Here is a 14480-nt window from a genome sequence, read left to right as displayed (position 1 = left end):
GTCGATCAGCATTCCATCAAGTAAAGAAGCTTGTTAGCTCATTACTTAACTAGCTATAAAACATATCGCTCATTGTTCAGTTTTCAAGGAACAAATGGTTCATTTCTTTTACCACTTTTCACCGCTTTTCTCAGCGGCGACTTTTATAATATATCACATTCACGCAATCAGATGCAAGCACTTTTTTTAGAAGTTTTTGTCGTCATCTGACGATTAGTAAAGGCGGTAAGAAGTAATTTATCATAAAGCTAAGAAGGAAGTCAACCCTCCACATAAAAAAAGAACGCCAACTCGGCGTTCTCTAATAAGAATCAAGCTTCACATCTATATTTGAGCTCCAGAGCTTCCGTATCGCCCGTAGCCGGAATGGCAACTACCTCGCGTATGTAACCGCGTTTGACAAGTTTCTGAATGAGCAGCGATAAATCAATTTGGAGCTCCTTCAGATCTTCGTGCTGATGCAGTTCGATGATTCCCCACGGTTCCTCCCTGCTCCCAAGCACGTCAAAGAGCAATTTGCAACAGGACTTCATTAAGCTCATTACGGAAAACTCGCACGCTAACAAAACCAATTGAATCCGTTGTTCCATCGTCTCGGAGCTAACCGTAAGCTCTTCGTATAGCTTGTAAATCCCGGGATTAAAACGCCGAGTTTGTTTCCATACGGTCAATTCGGGATGGATACCTGCCTCAATGAGAACGATATGCGCCCAGTGATGGAGAGCCGCCAGGACATTGCTGTAAGAATCCAGCAGGTTGCCATCCTGCAGATCTTGCTTGGCCTGATAGTACTTCCGCATGAAACATCCAAATTCCACGATCTGCTTGCGTTCGCGCATGTCATTGGGAAAAGCTAAAAGCCGCTGTCTTATATGAAGTAAATAATTGTTCTGATCCATCAGTATTTCCCCCCTCACGAGCCACTCAATGATGCTCCGGTTCTCACCAGTGGCAATCCATTGCTCCAAAGTGGACGGACTGATTCTGCGGATTAGCACATGTTTGCTGTCAATTTGCCTATGCTCAATGTGACGATTATTGTCGTCTGCCGACGAAACCACGAGCAAAAGCAGGTCTAATCCATCAATTAACGGTCGATATACGTACGGATTCTCAACGATAGATAAGCCGATTAACCCTGCTTCATCTTGGAACATGTGCTGTAATTGCGCTTTAATGTCCACGACAATTATCCTCCGTATAGCTTCATTGTTTAGATTGAGCTATAATAATTTCGCTAAGAAATATGTTCGACAATGTCCGTCCGGTTTCCTGCCTGATTGGCAAGAAATCGATCCAGGATCGTCAGAAAGGACTATAGCATGTTTTTTAAATCCAGTAAGATCAATGAATTTCGGCTATGGGGTTTGTTCTTCACGTTATTCGGCATGGGGCTAATGATACTCGGTACTGCAGGCATCGTCTTCTGGGGCGGACAAGCAGGCAAAATCTTCGCTGGGATTTTCATGGTGATCGGCATGATCGCGATGCTCCTTAGCGTAGGCGTCTATTTCTGGGCCGGCATGATGTCGACAAGCGCCGTCATCCTCGTATGTCCCGAATGTAATCGCCACACCAAGATACTCGGCAAAACGGATCGCTGCATGTATTGCAAAACAAAGCTTACACTCGATCCTAATCAGGCAACCGATTTGGGCGAGCCGACCACAGAGCATATGTAAGCAAAAAAACGCCTCTTCCATGGTTATCATCGGAAGAGGCGTTTTGGTTTTAAGGCTGCTGATGTAAGGAAGTATCAATGATGTCCCATATTTCATCGCTTTGGAATGTACGCTGCCATGTAGCGACGCCAGCCAAACCATATTTGCGTACCAGCGCGATTCTGGCTTGAATCGAAACGTCGTCTTCAATCCAGATCCGCTGACGGTTCCCATCCTCTGTGTATTCCACGTAGTTCTGTCCCGCCGCCGTATCGAAGGTCGGCTTAAGCTTCTTCTGATCGATAATTTCTTGAATGGACTCCATGCCAAGCGCCTTGGAACTTACATCCACTGTCCCATCGCTGCCGATCTTCTCATTCCAAACTCTTGAATAAAGCGGCATTCCGAGCACGATCTTGGAGGCCGGCACATTGTCTTCCTCCAAGATCCTCACCAGCGACTGCTCCGTCCACGGCAGCGAAGCGACTGATCCCGCTTTTGGACTAGATGCCCAATGCTCGTCATAGGCCATGACCATCATGTAATCGACAATTTGTCCAAGGGCGGCGCGATCTAAAAAGAGCGACCACAGCTCGCTGTTCGACTTAGGCGTCACATCGATCGATACGACAAGGCCTTGTTCATGGAGGATCGGCGTCAGCTCGCGCACAAACTGCACCAGTTCTTCTTTATCCGAAGTTTTGACATTCTCGAAGTCGATGTTAATCCCCTTCAGCTGATACACTTTGGAAAAAGCAACAAGCTGTTGAATCATATTGAATCGGCTATCCGCGGTAGCCAGTGCCTGGGTCGTGCGATCCGGTTCGAATCCGTTGCTGAATAATGCCCATACCTGCATCTGCCGATTCGTTGCCCAATTCACGTACTGTTTGTCCGCTTTGCTGCGAATCTTGCCTGTCCCGTCGATCAACTCAAACCACGTGGGACTGACGACGTTGACGCCATCCAAGGTACTGATCTTGGAGGTATCCGGATTCTTCTGATATACGCCTTCCCAAGTAAGGTTAATTTTGTTCCCGATCAGCTTCCAGGCAATGAACGGCGATTGTTGCTCCGCCTTCTCCACCTGCTCAATATTGGTGAGGGTCAAATCATCCTTCTTTATATAGCCGATTACACCGTTGCTCGCTTGGACCAACGACCAGCCTTTCTTATCGCTGTCCCGCCAAATACGAACGATCTCCTGCGCCTGTAACCGCTCTACGATTGCGGAGCGAATCGTTGGTTCGAGCCGGATCGCCGTGCTCGCACGCGCTTCCGCAAGCTGAACGGCGGTTCCAGAGGTGAGGGCCGTTATAATCCCGCTCTCCGCGCTCGATTCAATCTGAAGGCCGTATAGTTCCTCTAAAGGTGCAGTCGGAATGTAAACCTCATTATCTTTTACTTCCGCTGCTTCTCTCAACTCATAGGGCTTACTGTTCATCGTAGCGGTCAATTGCTGCGTCTTCAGCCTTAATACCTTCTCGACATTCGTTAATACGATTGACCCTGTCGCTTCCTCATACCATATGACATCCTTCAGCCCCAGCTTGTCCTGCAACACCGACAGCGGTAACTTAATGGATTCTCCGTTAATGATCCCTCCGAGGTTACTCGGTTCGCCAGCAATTATAATCGGGTGTTCTTGCCCATAATCGGGAGTGATTTCGTTGTCATTGGGTATATAGCGCCAATAGCCAATCGCGATTACGATCGCCATCGATAATAGACCACTAAAGAGTACGAGCCATCGTAAAAATCCGCCTGAGCGTCTTTGACGCGGCCTGATCTGGACCGGTTCCACTTATAACGACACGCCTTTCTTTCTGTAGATGTAGGAATGAATCTTGCTGACAAAAAAATAAGCGTGCAGAAGTAAGGTTCATCCCTTATCCCCCTGCACGCTTAGCGAGCCTCTATTCTTAATTTCATACCAGATCAAGAATGCGGCTTCGCGCAGTCCTCGCACTGCCCATAAATCTCCATCCGATGCCCTTCTACCTTAAAGCCGGTTTGCTGTGCTGCTACTCTCTCCACATCAAGTAATGCCGGATAGTCAAAATCCACAATCTTGCCGCATGTGCGGCAAATCGCGTGATAATGCTCGGAAAGATCCGCATCAAATCGGCTTGAATCGTCGCCATACGTGAGCTCACGAACAAATCCAGCTTCGACGAACAACCGTAAATTGTTATAAATAGTCGCCACGCTCATGCTTGGGAAAGCAGGTGACAACGCTTTGTAAATTTCATCTGCTGTCGGATGTGTCATCGAATCCATCAGGAAGCTCAAAATTGCATGACGTTGGGGGGTCATACGGACGCCGGTACTTTTTAGTTGTTCAAGTGCCTGCTCAACGGACGTACCCATGCCCTTCACGCCTTTCTGCTTTAGTCTAGAACCATTGTACGTGCATACTTTTCATTTTGTCAACGTACGACCCTTGCGCTACTGCTGCGTATAACGGCGAATGGCAATATTGCTGTTGGCATCGATATCGATTCTCGCGCCGCCCGTACCAATGTCTCCACGAATCGTTTTCTTCCCTATGGTCAAAGGAAGCTCGGACGTTATCGTTCCAAAAGTTACCGATCCGTTCACGGTGAAATTAGCCGCCTCCGGGACAAAAAGCCGGATATCGCCAATAGAGCTGTTAATATTCCAGTCGCCGCCGACTACGGCGCTATGAATCTCGATATCTCCATTGAGCGTATCGGCCTGAACATCGGAAGAAGCTTCATGTACGATAATCTCGCCATTCTTCGTCTCGAGCTCCGCCTGCCCAGTAACCTGATCCATCGTAATCGTACCGCTGATGGTCGAAGCTTCAGCCGCGCCGGTAATTTGAGAAGCCGCAATATTCCCGTTGCCTGTCGACGCCTTCAAATCACCAGCGACCGATCGGGCCGTAATGCCGCCGTTCTTCGTCTCCGCTTCCACTCGACCTGTTATACCAGCTATCGCGATCTCACCATTCGTCCCTTGTATGTGAAGTCCGCCTGGCAATGTTAAGCCGGACACGTCAATCGTACCATTGTCGACTTGAATAGACATCGAAGCCGCATATTCCGGCTCTTCTTCCGCTACTTGAGAGGGGGTTCCCAAGGCAGATTCATCACCCGTCAGCGCTTCTTCTGCAGTTCCTACCCCTTCTAACGAGTCTGCGCCTGGTAAAGTTTCAGTCGATTGATTCGAATCCGCCTCAAGCGCCTTTGCGAGCACGGAGTCTTGCGGTATCGTCACTGTTAAATTCATGCGAGGGACACGGCTTCCATTCGTCCCGTAAACCTTGGCCTTTGTTTCGATCGTTATTTCTCCCGTACCGTTAATTTCAATCTTCGATTCCGCTGCCGTGTCGTCCGCTTCCTGTTGATCTTCGCTGTCAATCCAGGTGACCGATTCAATGCGCATATCAGGAACATCGCCGGTTCGCACAATAACCGTGCCATTCGGGTTATGAATCGACAAGGACTCCAAGTCTTCCGGAACCGCAACGGATAAGGGTTCATTGGTATATTGAAAGCCTTTTTCATCGGAATAACCGCTTATGCCGCCGAGATTCACCTTCCATTGATCGAGCCATCGGAACGGCATCGTCGAGTATTGCGTCACCGAGAATGCCGTGATCGCGACAAGTACGGCGAGGAAGCTGCCGCCAACGTCGAACGAAAGCCGCTTCTTGCTCTTGCGGTAGATTAGACTGAGCACTACCACTTCCAAGCCAAGCAGAATAAAGATAGCCGGCCACCATTGGCCAAGAAGCGCAATATCGTTCCGTTCCTGCAGTTGATCCCACAGCAGCAAACCGCCTACCGTAAGCATCACAACCGCAGCGGTTACTCTTCCCATGCGAAACATTGAATTCCTCCCCCGATTAGCAACAAGCAGCCATGCAGCGATCATTAGAAACGCTCCTGGCGCGTACGTTCCGATCTCGCCGATCGCCGGACTGAGCCAGAGCGGCGATTGCAGCAAAACGAGCATCGCAAGCCCAAGCACAACGACGCTCAGCCCCCCGAGCGCATGCGCTGTCCGTTCCGATGCCGTATCCCGCTCTTCGGCCTCGCCCTGCTCCTCTTTCATACGCGCGGCTTGCTGAAGCGTATCGAAAACGCTATAGAACCAGAATACCGGAATCGCCAGACCCAAATAAATGAGCAGGAGCGCATATTCGCCCCCTCCGGAACCGGCAAAATAAATCATCGCAATCAAATCCAGCAGGAGGCCGGCGAGCAAGATCAACCCTTTCATCGGCAACCCCAGTATCATATGTCCCGCTCCAGGGATGACGAACGCAAGCAGCGTCGCCAGCCACGTTCGAGGCTTACCCGGTCGATGCATGGCACCGCCTCCTTTCCTACACCTATCTACCCTTATGCCTGCCAAGCTACACGAAGTCCTCATGAAGTTGACATTATTGTAGCATATTGCGGGTTAAAAGGTTGAGGCGCCCGCGCTGAAACGACGATCGGCTTCGAGTGGCAGAGCGAGTTCCCTTCTCTAATCCGGAGAAATACGTGTAATGAAATAAGACAAAAAGCCTGTCCGCACTAAGGCAGACAGGCTCTGTGAAAATTATGCTACTGATTCAAACGCTCAAGCAGCAGCTTGTTGGCAAGCGCCGGGTTCGCCTTGCCCTTGGATGCCTTCATGACTTGACCGACGAGGAAGCCGATCGCTTTGTCCTTGCCGGCCTTAAAGTCGGCAACGGATTGCGGGTTAGCCGACACGATCTCATCCACGATGGAAGCAATCGCACCTTCGTCGCTAATCTGCACAAGCCCTTGCTCTTCGACGATCTGTTGCGGCAATTTGCCGGAGACGAGCATGTCCTTGAACACCGTCTTCGCGATTTTGCCGTTGATCGTCCCTTTCTCGAGCAAGCCGATCATCTCGCCCAACCCTTGGCTGGTGATCTTCACGTCCTTGAGTTCCATGTTGTAAGAGTTCAGGTAGCCCAGGAGCTCGCCCATAATCCAGTTGGACACTTGCTTGGCATCCTTCGTATACTGCAGGCTTTCCTCGAAGAAGTCAGCCAGCTGCTTGGACGCCGTAATGACATCCGCATCATAGGAAGGCAATCCAAACTCGCTCGTGTAACGAGCTTTGCGCGCATCCGGAAGTTCTGGAATGGAGGAACGGACACGGTCCTTCCACGCTTCGTCGATATGCATGCGGACGAGGTCCGGATCCGGGAAGTAACGATAATCATGCGCTTCTTCCTTGCCGCGCATGGAGAAGGTCTTGCCTTGGGACTCGTCCCAACGGCGCGTCTCCTGCACGACCACGCCGCCGCCGTCCAGAATATCGGCTTGGCGCATCTGCTCGTACTCGAGACCCCGAACGACCCCTCTGAAGGAGTTCATGTTCTTCAGTTCGGCACGGATGCCGAATTTCTCCTGCCCGTAAGGACGCAGGCTGACGTTCGCGTCGCAGCGCATCGAGCCCTCTTCCATCTTCACGTCGGAAACATCGCAGTACAGCATGATCGCGCGCAGCTTCTCCAGATAGGCCTTCGCTTCTTCAGGCGTGCGCAGATCCGGCTCGGAGACGATCTCGACGAGCGGCGTGCCGACACGGTTGAAGTCCACCAAGGAAGCATAGCCGCCGTCCACATGGGACAGTTTACCTGCATCCTCTTCCAGGTGAAGACGGGTAATGCCGATCCGCTTCGTCTGGCCGTTCACTTCAATATCAATCCAGCCATTCTCGCCGATCGGCTGATCGTACTGCGAGATTTGGTACGCTTTCGGGGAATCCGGGTAGAAATAGTTTTTGCGGTCAAATTTGCTTACATCCGCAATGGTACAGTTCAGCGCCATGGCCGCTTTCATCGCATACTCCACCGCTTGCTTGTTCAGCACGGGCAGGACGCCAGGGTGACCTAGGCAGATCGGACAGGTATGTGTATTCGGCGGGGCACCGAAGGAAGTCGAGCAGCCGCAGAAAATTTTCGTTTTCGTGTGGAGCTCAACGTGCACTTCAAGCCCGATTACCGTTTCGTATTGATTCGCTTCAAACATCGCTTATAGCCCTCCATCCTCAAAAGTGCGCCTCTTGCGACAAACGCACGCTTACAGCTGCGGGCGTTGTTTATGGAAATCGGTATGCTGCTCGTAGGCGTGGGCCGCACGCAGCACAGTCCGTTCATCGAATGCTTTGCCGATAATCTGCAGGCCGATCGGCAAGCCGTCGGCGAATCCGCAAGGAACGCTGATTGCGGGTACGCCCGCAAGGCTGACCGGAATCGTCACGATGTCGTTCAGGTACATCGTCAGCGGGTCGTTAACTTGCGCGCCGAGCTTGAATGCCGGCGTCGGGGCCGTCGGTCCGATGATCAGATCGTAGTTCTCGAACACTTGGTCGAAATCTTGTTTGATCAGCGTGCGGACCTTCTGTGCCTTCAAATAGTAGGCATCGTAATAACCGGAGCTCAACGCGTACGTGCCTAGCATGATCCGGCGTTTGACTTCGGAGCCGAAGCCTTGGCTTCTCGATTTGTGATACAGGTCGATTAGGTTGTCCGGATTGTCGGCGCGCACGCCGTAACGCACGCCGTCAAAGCGGGCCAAGTTCGACGAAGCTTCGGACGAAGCGAGCAGATAGTACGTCGCAACCGCATATTCCGTATGCGGCAGGGACACTTCCTCCCACGTTGCGCCAAGGCTCTCGTACACTTTAAGCGCGGCCAGAACCGCTTCTTTGACCTTCGGATCGATGCCTTCGCCGATGTATTCCTTCGGCACGCCGATCCGGAGCCCTTTGACATCGCCTGTCAAGGCGCTTGTGTAATCGGGAATCTCGACATTCGCCGAAGTCGAATCCATGTTGTCATAGCCCGCGATTGCTTGCAGCACGTATGCGGAGTCTTCCACGTTCTTCGTGATCGGACCGATCTGGTCCAGCGACGAAGCAAACGCGACGAGACCGAACCGCGATACGAGGCCGTACGTCGGCTTAAGGCCTACGACGCCGCAATAAGCCGCCGGCTGACGGATCGAACCGCCCGTGTCGGAACCCAGCGAGAAGTAGACTTGCCCTGCGGCAACGGATGCTGCCGAACCGCCGCTGGAACCGCCCGGAACATATTCCGTGTTCCATGGGTTGCGAACTGGCGAGAAGCTCGAGTTCTCGTTCGAACCGCCCATCGCGAATTCGTCCATGTTCAGTTTCCCGATCGTGACCGACTGGGCAGCTTTCAACTTCTTCACAACCGTCGCATCGTAAATCGGATCGTAGTTACGCAAAAACTGGCTGGCACACGTCGTGAGCAGCTTTTCCGTAACGATATTGTCCTTGATTCCCGCAGGCAAACCAAACAGAAGGCCGCGTTCGCCGCCCTCTTGCAGCTGCTTGTCCAGCTCGGATGCAGCTTGGCGGGCTCCCTCTTCATTTAATGTAAGGAAAGCTTGAACCGCTTCATCGGTTTGTCCAATACGGGTGTATGAGGCCTCTACCAAGTCCGCTACGGTCAGCTCCTTGCCGACCAGCTTGTTATGTACGTCTTGCAGGCGCAGATCAAATAAAGCCAACAGTCGTTCCTCCCTTCAACATTCGAACGAGCTTCCATCCAAGCGAAGCTCGCAAGCCTTTGCATTGCCGATCTTCTACTCCAATACCGCCGGAACCTTGAACTGGCCGTCCTCATCGTCCGGCGCATTCTTCAGCGCCGTCTCGACCGGTACCGATTCGCGCACGACGTCGTCGCGCATGACATTCGTAACCGGCAGCACGTGGCTGGTCGGTTCTACATCGTCGGTATTCAGCTCATTAAGCTTCTCCGCATATTTCAAAATCGCATTCAGCTGTCCGGTAAATTGCTCTTTCTCTTGCTCTGTCAGCGTAAGCCGTGCCAGCTTGGCTACATGCTCGACGTCTTTAAGCGTGATGCTCATGGGCAAATACCCCTCCCTTTCCAAGCTCTATGCTCGCATTCTTCATAGTATAGCGTAACAATATGGACGAATTCAATGAGAATACGGGTTAAGTCGACAGCCCGATCGCCGATAGAAACGTCCAAAGGCCCGAGACGGTTAAAAAGAGCAGGATCAGCCGTTTGAACCGGTTCTCGTCCACCCGCTTCGCTAGCAATATTCCTGCCGCTACCCCGAGGAGCATGGCAGGCAGCAACGCCGCAACATGCTGTAGTTCCTCTTGCGCAAAAAGGTCCTGGCTCACAAACAACGCCAACGTCGCGATATTGAGAACGAGCGCGAACAGCGTCAGATTCGCCCGGAACCGGTGCTTCTCCATCCCTCTCGCTGCCAAAAACAACGCGACCGGCGGACCGCTGAACGAGATACTTCCATTCAATAGACCACTGAGCGCACCAGCCAGCGGGTAGGACAACCGCTCGTTATGAACCGGAATAGCAATCCCGCGCAGCTGCAGCAGCGCGAACCCCGCAACCAACAAACCTGCGGCCGACTTCAGCACGATTGCCGGTGCTGCCAGGAGCAGCCAAGTTCCTAGCGGCGCGGCAAGCAGACTCGCTGCGATGAGCGGCCACATGCCCCGCATATTAACATGTCGCCAAATCGGAGCAAGCACGGAGATATTCGTCAGCAGACTTAGCAAAACAACAACCGCAACTGCATGCTGCAGGCCTAGCGTCTGCGCAAGCAGCGGCATCGCGATAAGCGCAAAGCCGAAGCTCGTTAATCCTTGCGCCACACCTGCCGCAAAGATAACGACGCAGCTAAGCAGCATCCATGTCCATTCATCCATCGTATTTCGAACTCCCTTTTGTCTGACGTAGAAGCGGTCAAGAAAAGAATACGGCCGTTACCGATCGATCAGCAATCTGCAATTGCGGCAGAAAGATATAAGAATCGAGCGCATAAGGCTAGACAGCTCTCAGCAAACGTTCAGTTTCCCTTCAACTTCCTTTTAGGTTGGTTTCAGGTCCGCTTAAGGTAGGCGGGCCATAATCTTTCTTGTAAGGACAAACCAGTCGAATAACTAGCATGGAATGCTGATCGGTCCTTGTATCCGATCAAACCAATCCATCTATCCAAGGAGGAAAATCATATGAACAAAGTATTGAAAACAGTCGGTATTACAGCAGCTCTGGCGGTCATGATTCCGCTTAGCGCATACGCAGCTACAAGTACAACGACAGACAGCACGACTTCCGTAACGACAACTCAAGATGGAACGAAGCCAGCCGGTCATGAAGGCCGCGGCGGATTCGGTGGCAAAGGCGGATTCGGTGGACAATACATTAACGATGACGTTCTTACCTTACTGAACCTTGACCGCGCAGCGCTCCAAGAGAAGCTTGCTGCTGGCAGCACGCTGGTCGAAGTGGCAACGGCGCAAGGCGTAACAGAAGAACAGCTGAAAGCCGCGCTCACTACTGCTTTCGAAGCGAAGCAGGCCGAAGAGAAGGAAAATTTCACTACAAATCTCGATAGCTACATCAGCACAAAGCAAGAGCAAAAAGCTGAAAGGGCAAAAGGCGGATTCGGGTTCGGCGGCTCAAAATACTTGAGCACGGCAGCCACTACACTCGGACTCACCGAAGATGAGCTGAAAACCGAGCTCACCGCAGGTAAAACAATCGCAGACGTCGCCAGCGATAAAAGCGTAGACGTCAATACCGTCGTGACGGCAATCGCAAGCGCCATCAATGCACAAATCGATCAAGCGGTAACAGACGGCAAGCTTACGGAAGCACAGGCGACTGATCAAAAAGCGACATCGACCGAACAGGCCGAGAAGATCGTTAACGGCGAGTTCGGTGGCAAAGGCTTCGGTGGCGGCCGTCATGGCGGTAAAGGCATGAAGGATGCTGAAACCAGCGAGACGAACACTACGACTGATTCCACATCAACAAGCGCATAATTCATTTGGATGAAAAAGAAAGAGAGCCCTCAACTTCGAGAGCTCTCTTCTTCTATATCCGCCAGTGCTATCGCTTAAATCCAGGCCTTCAAATGGATCTGACGAATGAAATCTTCCCTCGTCTGCACCTCATTCTCGCTGCCCTCTGCTTCTTCCACCACTTCGCCGCCGTTCATAATCCGCTTGAACAGCTCCTCATTGTGCGTCGCCAGCGCGAAATCGATCAGCGCTTCGCGTTCGATCCGGTCGGCTTCTATCGCCAGCAGCACTTCTTCCAGCTCGACATCCTCGGCCGGCACATAGAAGTTGCGGTTCACCTTCGGCACGCGAATGACATAATCGAACGCATTATCCGCGTTGCGGTCGAAAGCAATAATATATCCATAGTCCCCAATCGGGAGATTCTGTTCGAATAGGTCGGAAACAATGACAACCTTCTGCCCCAGCTTGAGCATATATCCACCCCTGCCTCTACTTCCCGTTTCTATTATTCTATCCTACTAGAAAAGAAGAGGGAAGTCCAATTCCGATAGGAAATTACCCTATTTTCCGATCAGAAAAATGAATGTTTATACGTTGGCAGGCAGCGGGCCATCATTGCCTCTCTATCTATACTTGCGGCTTTCGCAAGCCGCGGCGCACGATAAGCCAATAGAATAATAGCGGCATCGGGGATTGGATCAGCCCCCATAGCCCCCAGAACCATGGAAAGCGGCTATGTTTGCGGGCATCGATAAACAGCCAGGTCGACTGGCAAATGAGCAGGATCACGACTAACGCAAGCACCCATATCTCGCCTTGACTTAGATGATTCAACTCGTTCATTCCCTCACCTCCCGTTCCCGTCCTCCGAAGCGTACTCCGAACAAGACAGCGCCTACCAATACTATGGCTTGCACGATGGCGAACCAGACCACATTTTGTTCGAGCAATAGAAGCAAGCAGGCGATCACGATTCCTCCGATAACCCACAGGATGAGCAGGTCGCGCCATAAACGAACGCGCTGCTGACTCCGATGCGAACTTACGAGCTGAGCGAGATCGGCAAGCGCAGGGACCTCCGGCTGGATCTGCTCCTCCCACTGGGCTAACGGCCCGCGGAGTAAAGACGCGAGCTCCTCATCGACGGCCCGCTCTTGCTCGGATTGCTTACCTTCAGCTGCAGTACGTTCGGCTCGGCGTTCGTTCTTCCGATAGTCCTTCACCGTTCCAGCTCCTTTCGCAATTGCTTCAATCCGTTATGAAGACGTGACTTGACCGTTCCTACCGGGATATCGAGCAGTGCGGCAATTTCCTCATATTCATAGCCGTAATAATGCTTGAGCAGAATCGTCACGCGAATCTCGTAACTAAGCTTACCCAGCGCATCGAGAGTCTCCGGCCACTCGTCCTGACGCATGGCCGCTTCGAAGCGGATGGCCTGCAGCGCCTGCTCCCCCGTTTGCCATTTGCGCGCCCGCTCTTCTTGCCGCATCTGATCCATATACAGCCGCGTGGCGATCGTAATCAGCCAGGTCGAGAATTTCGATTTCCCTTTAAAAGTACCGATGCGTTCGATGGCTCTGAGCATGGTTTCTTGCACCAAATCCTCCGCCATCGCTTTGTGCATCGTCACCTTGAGCAAATAACGGTACAAGATCGTATAGTTATCCCTCAGCAGGCCAGCCAGCGCCTGTTCATCGCCACGAACGGCCAGCTTGATCTGCGTCTCATCGCTTGGAAGCCTTGCAGCCGTGTCCAATGCAGCACCTCATTTCTGGAATCTCCGCCAAAGAAGTTGTTCTTGGCAATAGGACGCTTGATTATACGAATTTGTTCACCGGGGCCAAAAAAAGATTTTCGAAGCAAATGGCGCGGAGGCGCCAGCAAAGCAAAAAGAGCGGCTGTTTACCGCTCTTGGATGCAATCCTGCCTATTCGATTCGTTCAGGCCATGCGCTAAATTAGTAGTTACATGCCCCGGGTCTTGAACGTCATAGCAGCGTCGGCCGCCATTCTGCGGCGGTACTGCTCCGGGCTCTCGCCGACCGCCGACTTGAACAGCCGGCTGAAGTGAGCCAGATGCTGGAAGCCTACCGCCTTGCTGACGTCCGACACCGCGATGTGGGGCTCGAGGCGGAACAACATTTTGGCCTGGTTCAGACGCCGGTTGTACAAATATTTGAAGACGGTCGTTCCCGTCACTTCCTTGAACAGATTTGATAGATACGGCTTCGTCAGATGGAGCGCGTCCGCTATCGTCCCGAGCGTCAGATCCTCTGCGTAATGCGTCTCCAGGTAGGAGACGACGCTTTGCACATGCCGTTCCTTCAGCGAGCTATGCTCCTGCTCATAGGAAGAGGTATAGGCTGCGCACCAATCCTTAATGAGCGCCAGCAGCTCGAGAAATCGAAATAGGAAACGGTCGACTGCCGCACTACTGCTCTTGGTCTTGCGCTCACGATATAGCCGATCGAGCTGCTGCAGCATATGCTCAAGCTCCGACTGCTGCTCTTCATCTAAGGAGAGACGAAGGTTGCGCAGTTCCTCGAAGGGCCGCAGCAGACTGGCGGCAACCTCTGGCTGAAGCAACGAACCGAGCATAGCCTGATCAAAATGGACGATGGTGCGCACATAGGGCACATGCGGCGCCGGGTTCGAACAATGCAAGGTCATGCCGTGCATCAGAATCAGATCGCCCGGTTTAAGCGCCATCAGCTTGTCGCCAATGATATAGTTACATTCGCCGCCTTGAAAGTAATAGATTTCGTAAAAGGCATGAGAATGAAATTGCGCTCCGGGCATCGGGGAGTCATTCCGGTAGGACAGCTCGATCGGTGAATTCCAGTGCATATGATGGACGGATACAGGTGCTCTCACGCTTACGTCCCCTCCTGAATGTGCTCTGGCGCTATAGGAAGCGCTTTCGTCCCTGCTTTGCTTCATTGTACCACGCTTCGCACAGGAAGAAAGAGCGGATTGCACAATCCAGGAT

General features: G+C 52.2%; 15 protein-coding genes. 2 read left to right on the top strand and 13 right to left on the bottom strand.

The window, feature by feature from the left end:
- Positions 1-311: 311 nt before the first annotated feature.
- A complete protein-coding gene (locus FHS18_RS20850) occupies positions 312-1184 on the bottom strand; it encodes a nucleotidyltransferase-like protein (protein ID WP_343060605.1) in 873 nt (290 codons plus the stop codon).
- Between the two features lie 138 nt (positions 1185-1322).
- Here FHS18_RS20850 and FHS18_RS20845 point away from each other — a divergent pair, with 138 nt between their 5' ends.
- Complete coding sequence (locus FHS18_RS20845; RefSeq protein WP_183602178.1) at positions 1323-1682, top strand: YgzB family protein; 360 nt, start codon at positions 1323-1325, stop codon at positions 1680-1682.
- A gap of 49 nt (positions 1683-1731) precedes the next feature.
- On the opposite strand, the gene FHS18_RS20840 is transcribed toward FHS18_RS20845, so the two are convergent.
- The 7 genes from FHS18_RS20840 to FHS18_RS20810 form a co-directional block, all read right to left on the bottom strand.
- Positions 1732-3381, bottom strand: a complete 1650-nt coding sequence (locus tag FHS18_RS20840; protein ID WP_183602176.1) for a glycosyl hydrolase family 18 protein — start codon at positions 3379-3381, stop codon at positions 1732-1734.
- 218 nt (positions 3382-3599) lie between these two features.
- Positions 3600-4031 carry a peroxide-responsive transcriptional repressor PerR gene (gene perR / locus FHS18_RS20835; RefSeq protein ID WP_183602174.1) on the bottom strand — a complete coding sequence of 144 codons (432 nt, stop codon included), beginning with the start codon at positions 4029-4031 and terminating at the stop codon, positions 3600-3602.
- Between the two features lie 78 nt (positions 4032-4109).
- A complete protein-coding gene (locus FHS18_RS20830) occupies positions 4110-6002 on the bottom strand; it encodes a DUF4097 family beta strand repeat-containing protein (protein WP_183602171.1) in 1893 nt (630 codons plus the stop codon).
- 239 nt (positions 6003-6241) lie between these two features.
- Positions 6242-7684: an Asp-tRNA(Asn)/Glu-tRNA(Gln) amidotransferase subunit GatB gene (gatB, locus tag FHS18_RS20825; RefSeq protein ID WP_183602169.1), complete on the bottom strand. Its 1443-nt coding sequence runs from the start codon at positions 7682-7684 to the stop codon at positions 6242-6244.
- Between the two features lie 51 nt (positions 7685-7735).
- Positions 7736-9193: an Asp-tRNA(Asn)/Glu-tRNA(Gln) amidotransferase subunit GatA gene (gene gatA, locus FHS18_RS20820; RefSeq protein WP_183602167.1), complete on the bottom strand. Its 1458-nt coding sequence runs from the start codon at positions 9191-9193 to the stop codon at positions 7736-7738.
- A gap of 75 nt (positions 9194-9268) precedes the next feature.
- Complete coding sequence (gene gatC / locus FHS18_RS20815; RefSeq protein ID WP_183602165.1) at positions 9269-9556, bottom strand: Asp-tRNA(Asn)/Glu-tRNA(Gln) amidotransferase subunit GatC; 288 nt, start codon at positions 9554-9556, stop codon at positions 9269-9271.
- Between the two features lie 88 nt (positions 9557-9644).
- On the bottom strand, positions 9645-10388 hold the full coding sequence (locus FHS18_RS20810) for a sulfite exporter TauE/SafE family protein (RefSeq protein WP_183602164.1): 744 nt from the start codon (positions 10386-10388) through the stop codon (positions 9645-9647).
- 303 nt (positions 10389-10691) lie between these two features.
- Here FHS18_RS20810 and FHS18_RS20805 point away from each other — a divergent pair, with 303 nt between their 5' ends.
- A complete protein-coding gene (locus tag FHS18_RS20805; protein ID WP_183602162.1) occupies positions 10692-11507 on the top strand; it encodes a hypothetical protein in 816 nt (271 codons plus the stop codon).
- Positions 11508-11581: 74 nt separating this feature from the next.
- On the opposite strand, the gene FHS18_RS20800 is transcribed toward FHS18_RS20805, so the two are convergent.
- From FHS18_RS20800 to FHS18_RS20780, 5 genes are all read right to left on the bottom strand, one after another.
- Complete coding sequence (locus tag FHS18_RS20800) at positions 11582-11962, bottom strand: ATPase (protein ID WP_183602160.1); 381 nt, start codon at positions 11960-11962, stop codon at positions 11582-11584.
- Between the two features lie 154 nt (positions 11963-12116).
- Positions 12117-12332, bottom strand: coding sequence for a hypothetical protein (locus FHS18_RS20795; RefSeq protein ID WP_183602158.1), 216 nt, complete (start codon positions 12330-12332; stop codon positions 12117-12119).
- Positions 12329-12712, bottom strand: coding sequence for a DUF5345 family protein (locus tag FHS18_RS34540; protein WP_183602156.1), 384 nt, complete (start codon positions 12710-12712; stop codon positions 12329-12331). Before FHS18_RS34540 ends, FHS18_RS20795 begins: the two co-directional genes overlap by 4 nt.
- Positions 12709-13248 carry an RNA polymerase sigma factor SigY gene (gene sigY, locus FHS18_RS20785; protein WP_183602154.1) on the bottom strand — a complete coding sequence of 180 codons (540 nt, stop codon included), beginning with the start codon at positions 13246-13248 and terminating at the stop codon, positions 12709-12711. The genes FHS18_RS34540 and sigY overlap by 4 nt, the downstream gene beginning before the upstream one ends.
- A 208-nt stretch (positions 13249-13456) precedes the next feature.
- The gene (locus FHS18_RS20780; RefSeq protein ID WP_343060602.1) at positions 13457-14365 is read right to left on the bottom strand and encodes an AraC family transcriptional regulator; all 909 of its coding nucleotides are present in this window, start codon (positions 14363-14365) and stop codon (positions 13457-13459) included.
- Between the last annotated feature and the right edge of the window lie 115 nt (positions 14366-14480).

The sequence above is a fragment of the Paenibacillus phyllosphaerae genome, from assembly GCF_014192105.1.
GTDB lineage: Bacteria > Bacillota > Bacilli > Paenibacillales > Paenibacillaceae > Paenibacillus_Z > Paenibacillus_Z phyllosphaerae.
Note: the sequence above shows the minus strand (reverse complement) of the source record. Positions and strands in the feature narration are given on the sequence as shown.

Excerpts from the sequence above, each read along its gene's own strand:
- FHS18_RS20845 (WP_183602178.1), top strand. The coding sequence starts at position 1,323 with ATGTTTTTTAAATCCAGTAAGATCAATGAATTTCGGCTATGGGGTTTG.
- FHS18_RS20840 (WP_183602176.1), bottom strand. The coding sequence starts at position 3,381 with ATGGCGATCGTAATCGCGATTGGCTATTGGCGCTATATACCCAATGAC.
- perR (WP_183602174.1), bottom strand. The coding sequence starts at position 4,031 with ATGGGTACGTCCGTTGAGCAGGCACTTGAACAACTAAAAAGTACCGGC.
- FHS18_RS20830 (WP_183602171.1), bottom strand. The coding sequence starts at position 6,002 with ATGCATCGACCGGGTAAGCCTCGAACGTGGCTGGCGACGCTGCTTGCG.
- gatB (WP_183602169.1), bottom strand. The coding sequence starts at position 7,684 with ATGTTTGAAGCGAATCAATACGAAACGGTAATCGGGCTTGAAGTGCAC.
- gatC (WP_183602165.1), bottom strand. The coding sequence starts at position 9,556 with ATGAGCATCACGCTTAAAGACGTCGAGCATGTAGCCAAGCTGGCACGG.
- FHS18_RS20810 (WP_183602164.1), bottom strand. The coding sequence starts at position 10,388 with ATGGATGAATGGACATGGATGCTGCTTAGCTGCGTCGTTATCTTTGCG.
- FHS18_RS20805 (WP_183602162.1), top strand. The coding sequence starts at position 10,692 with ATGAACAAAGTATTGAAAACAGTCGGTATTACAGCAGCTCTGGCGGTC.
- FHS18_RS20800 (WP_183602160.1), bottom strand. The coding sequence starts at position 11,962 with ATGCTCAAGCTGGGGCAGAAGGTTGTCATTGTTTCCGACCTATTCGAA.
- FHS18_RS20795 (WP_183602158.1), bottom strand. The coding sequence starts at position 12,332 with ATGAACGAGTTGAATCATCTAAGTCAAGGCGAGATATGGGTGCTTGCG.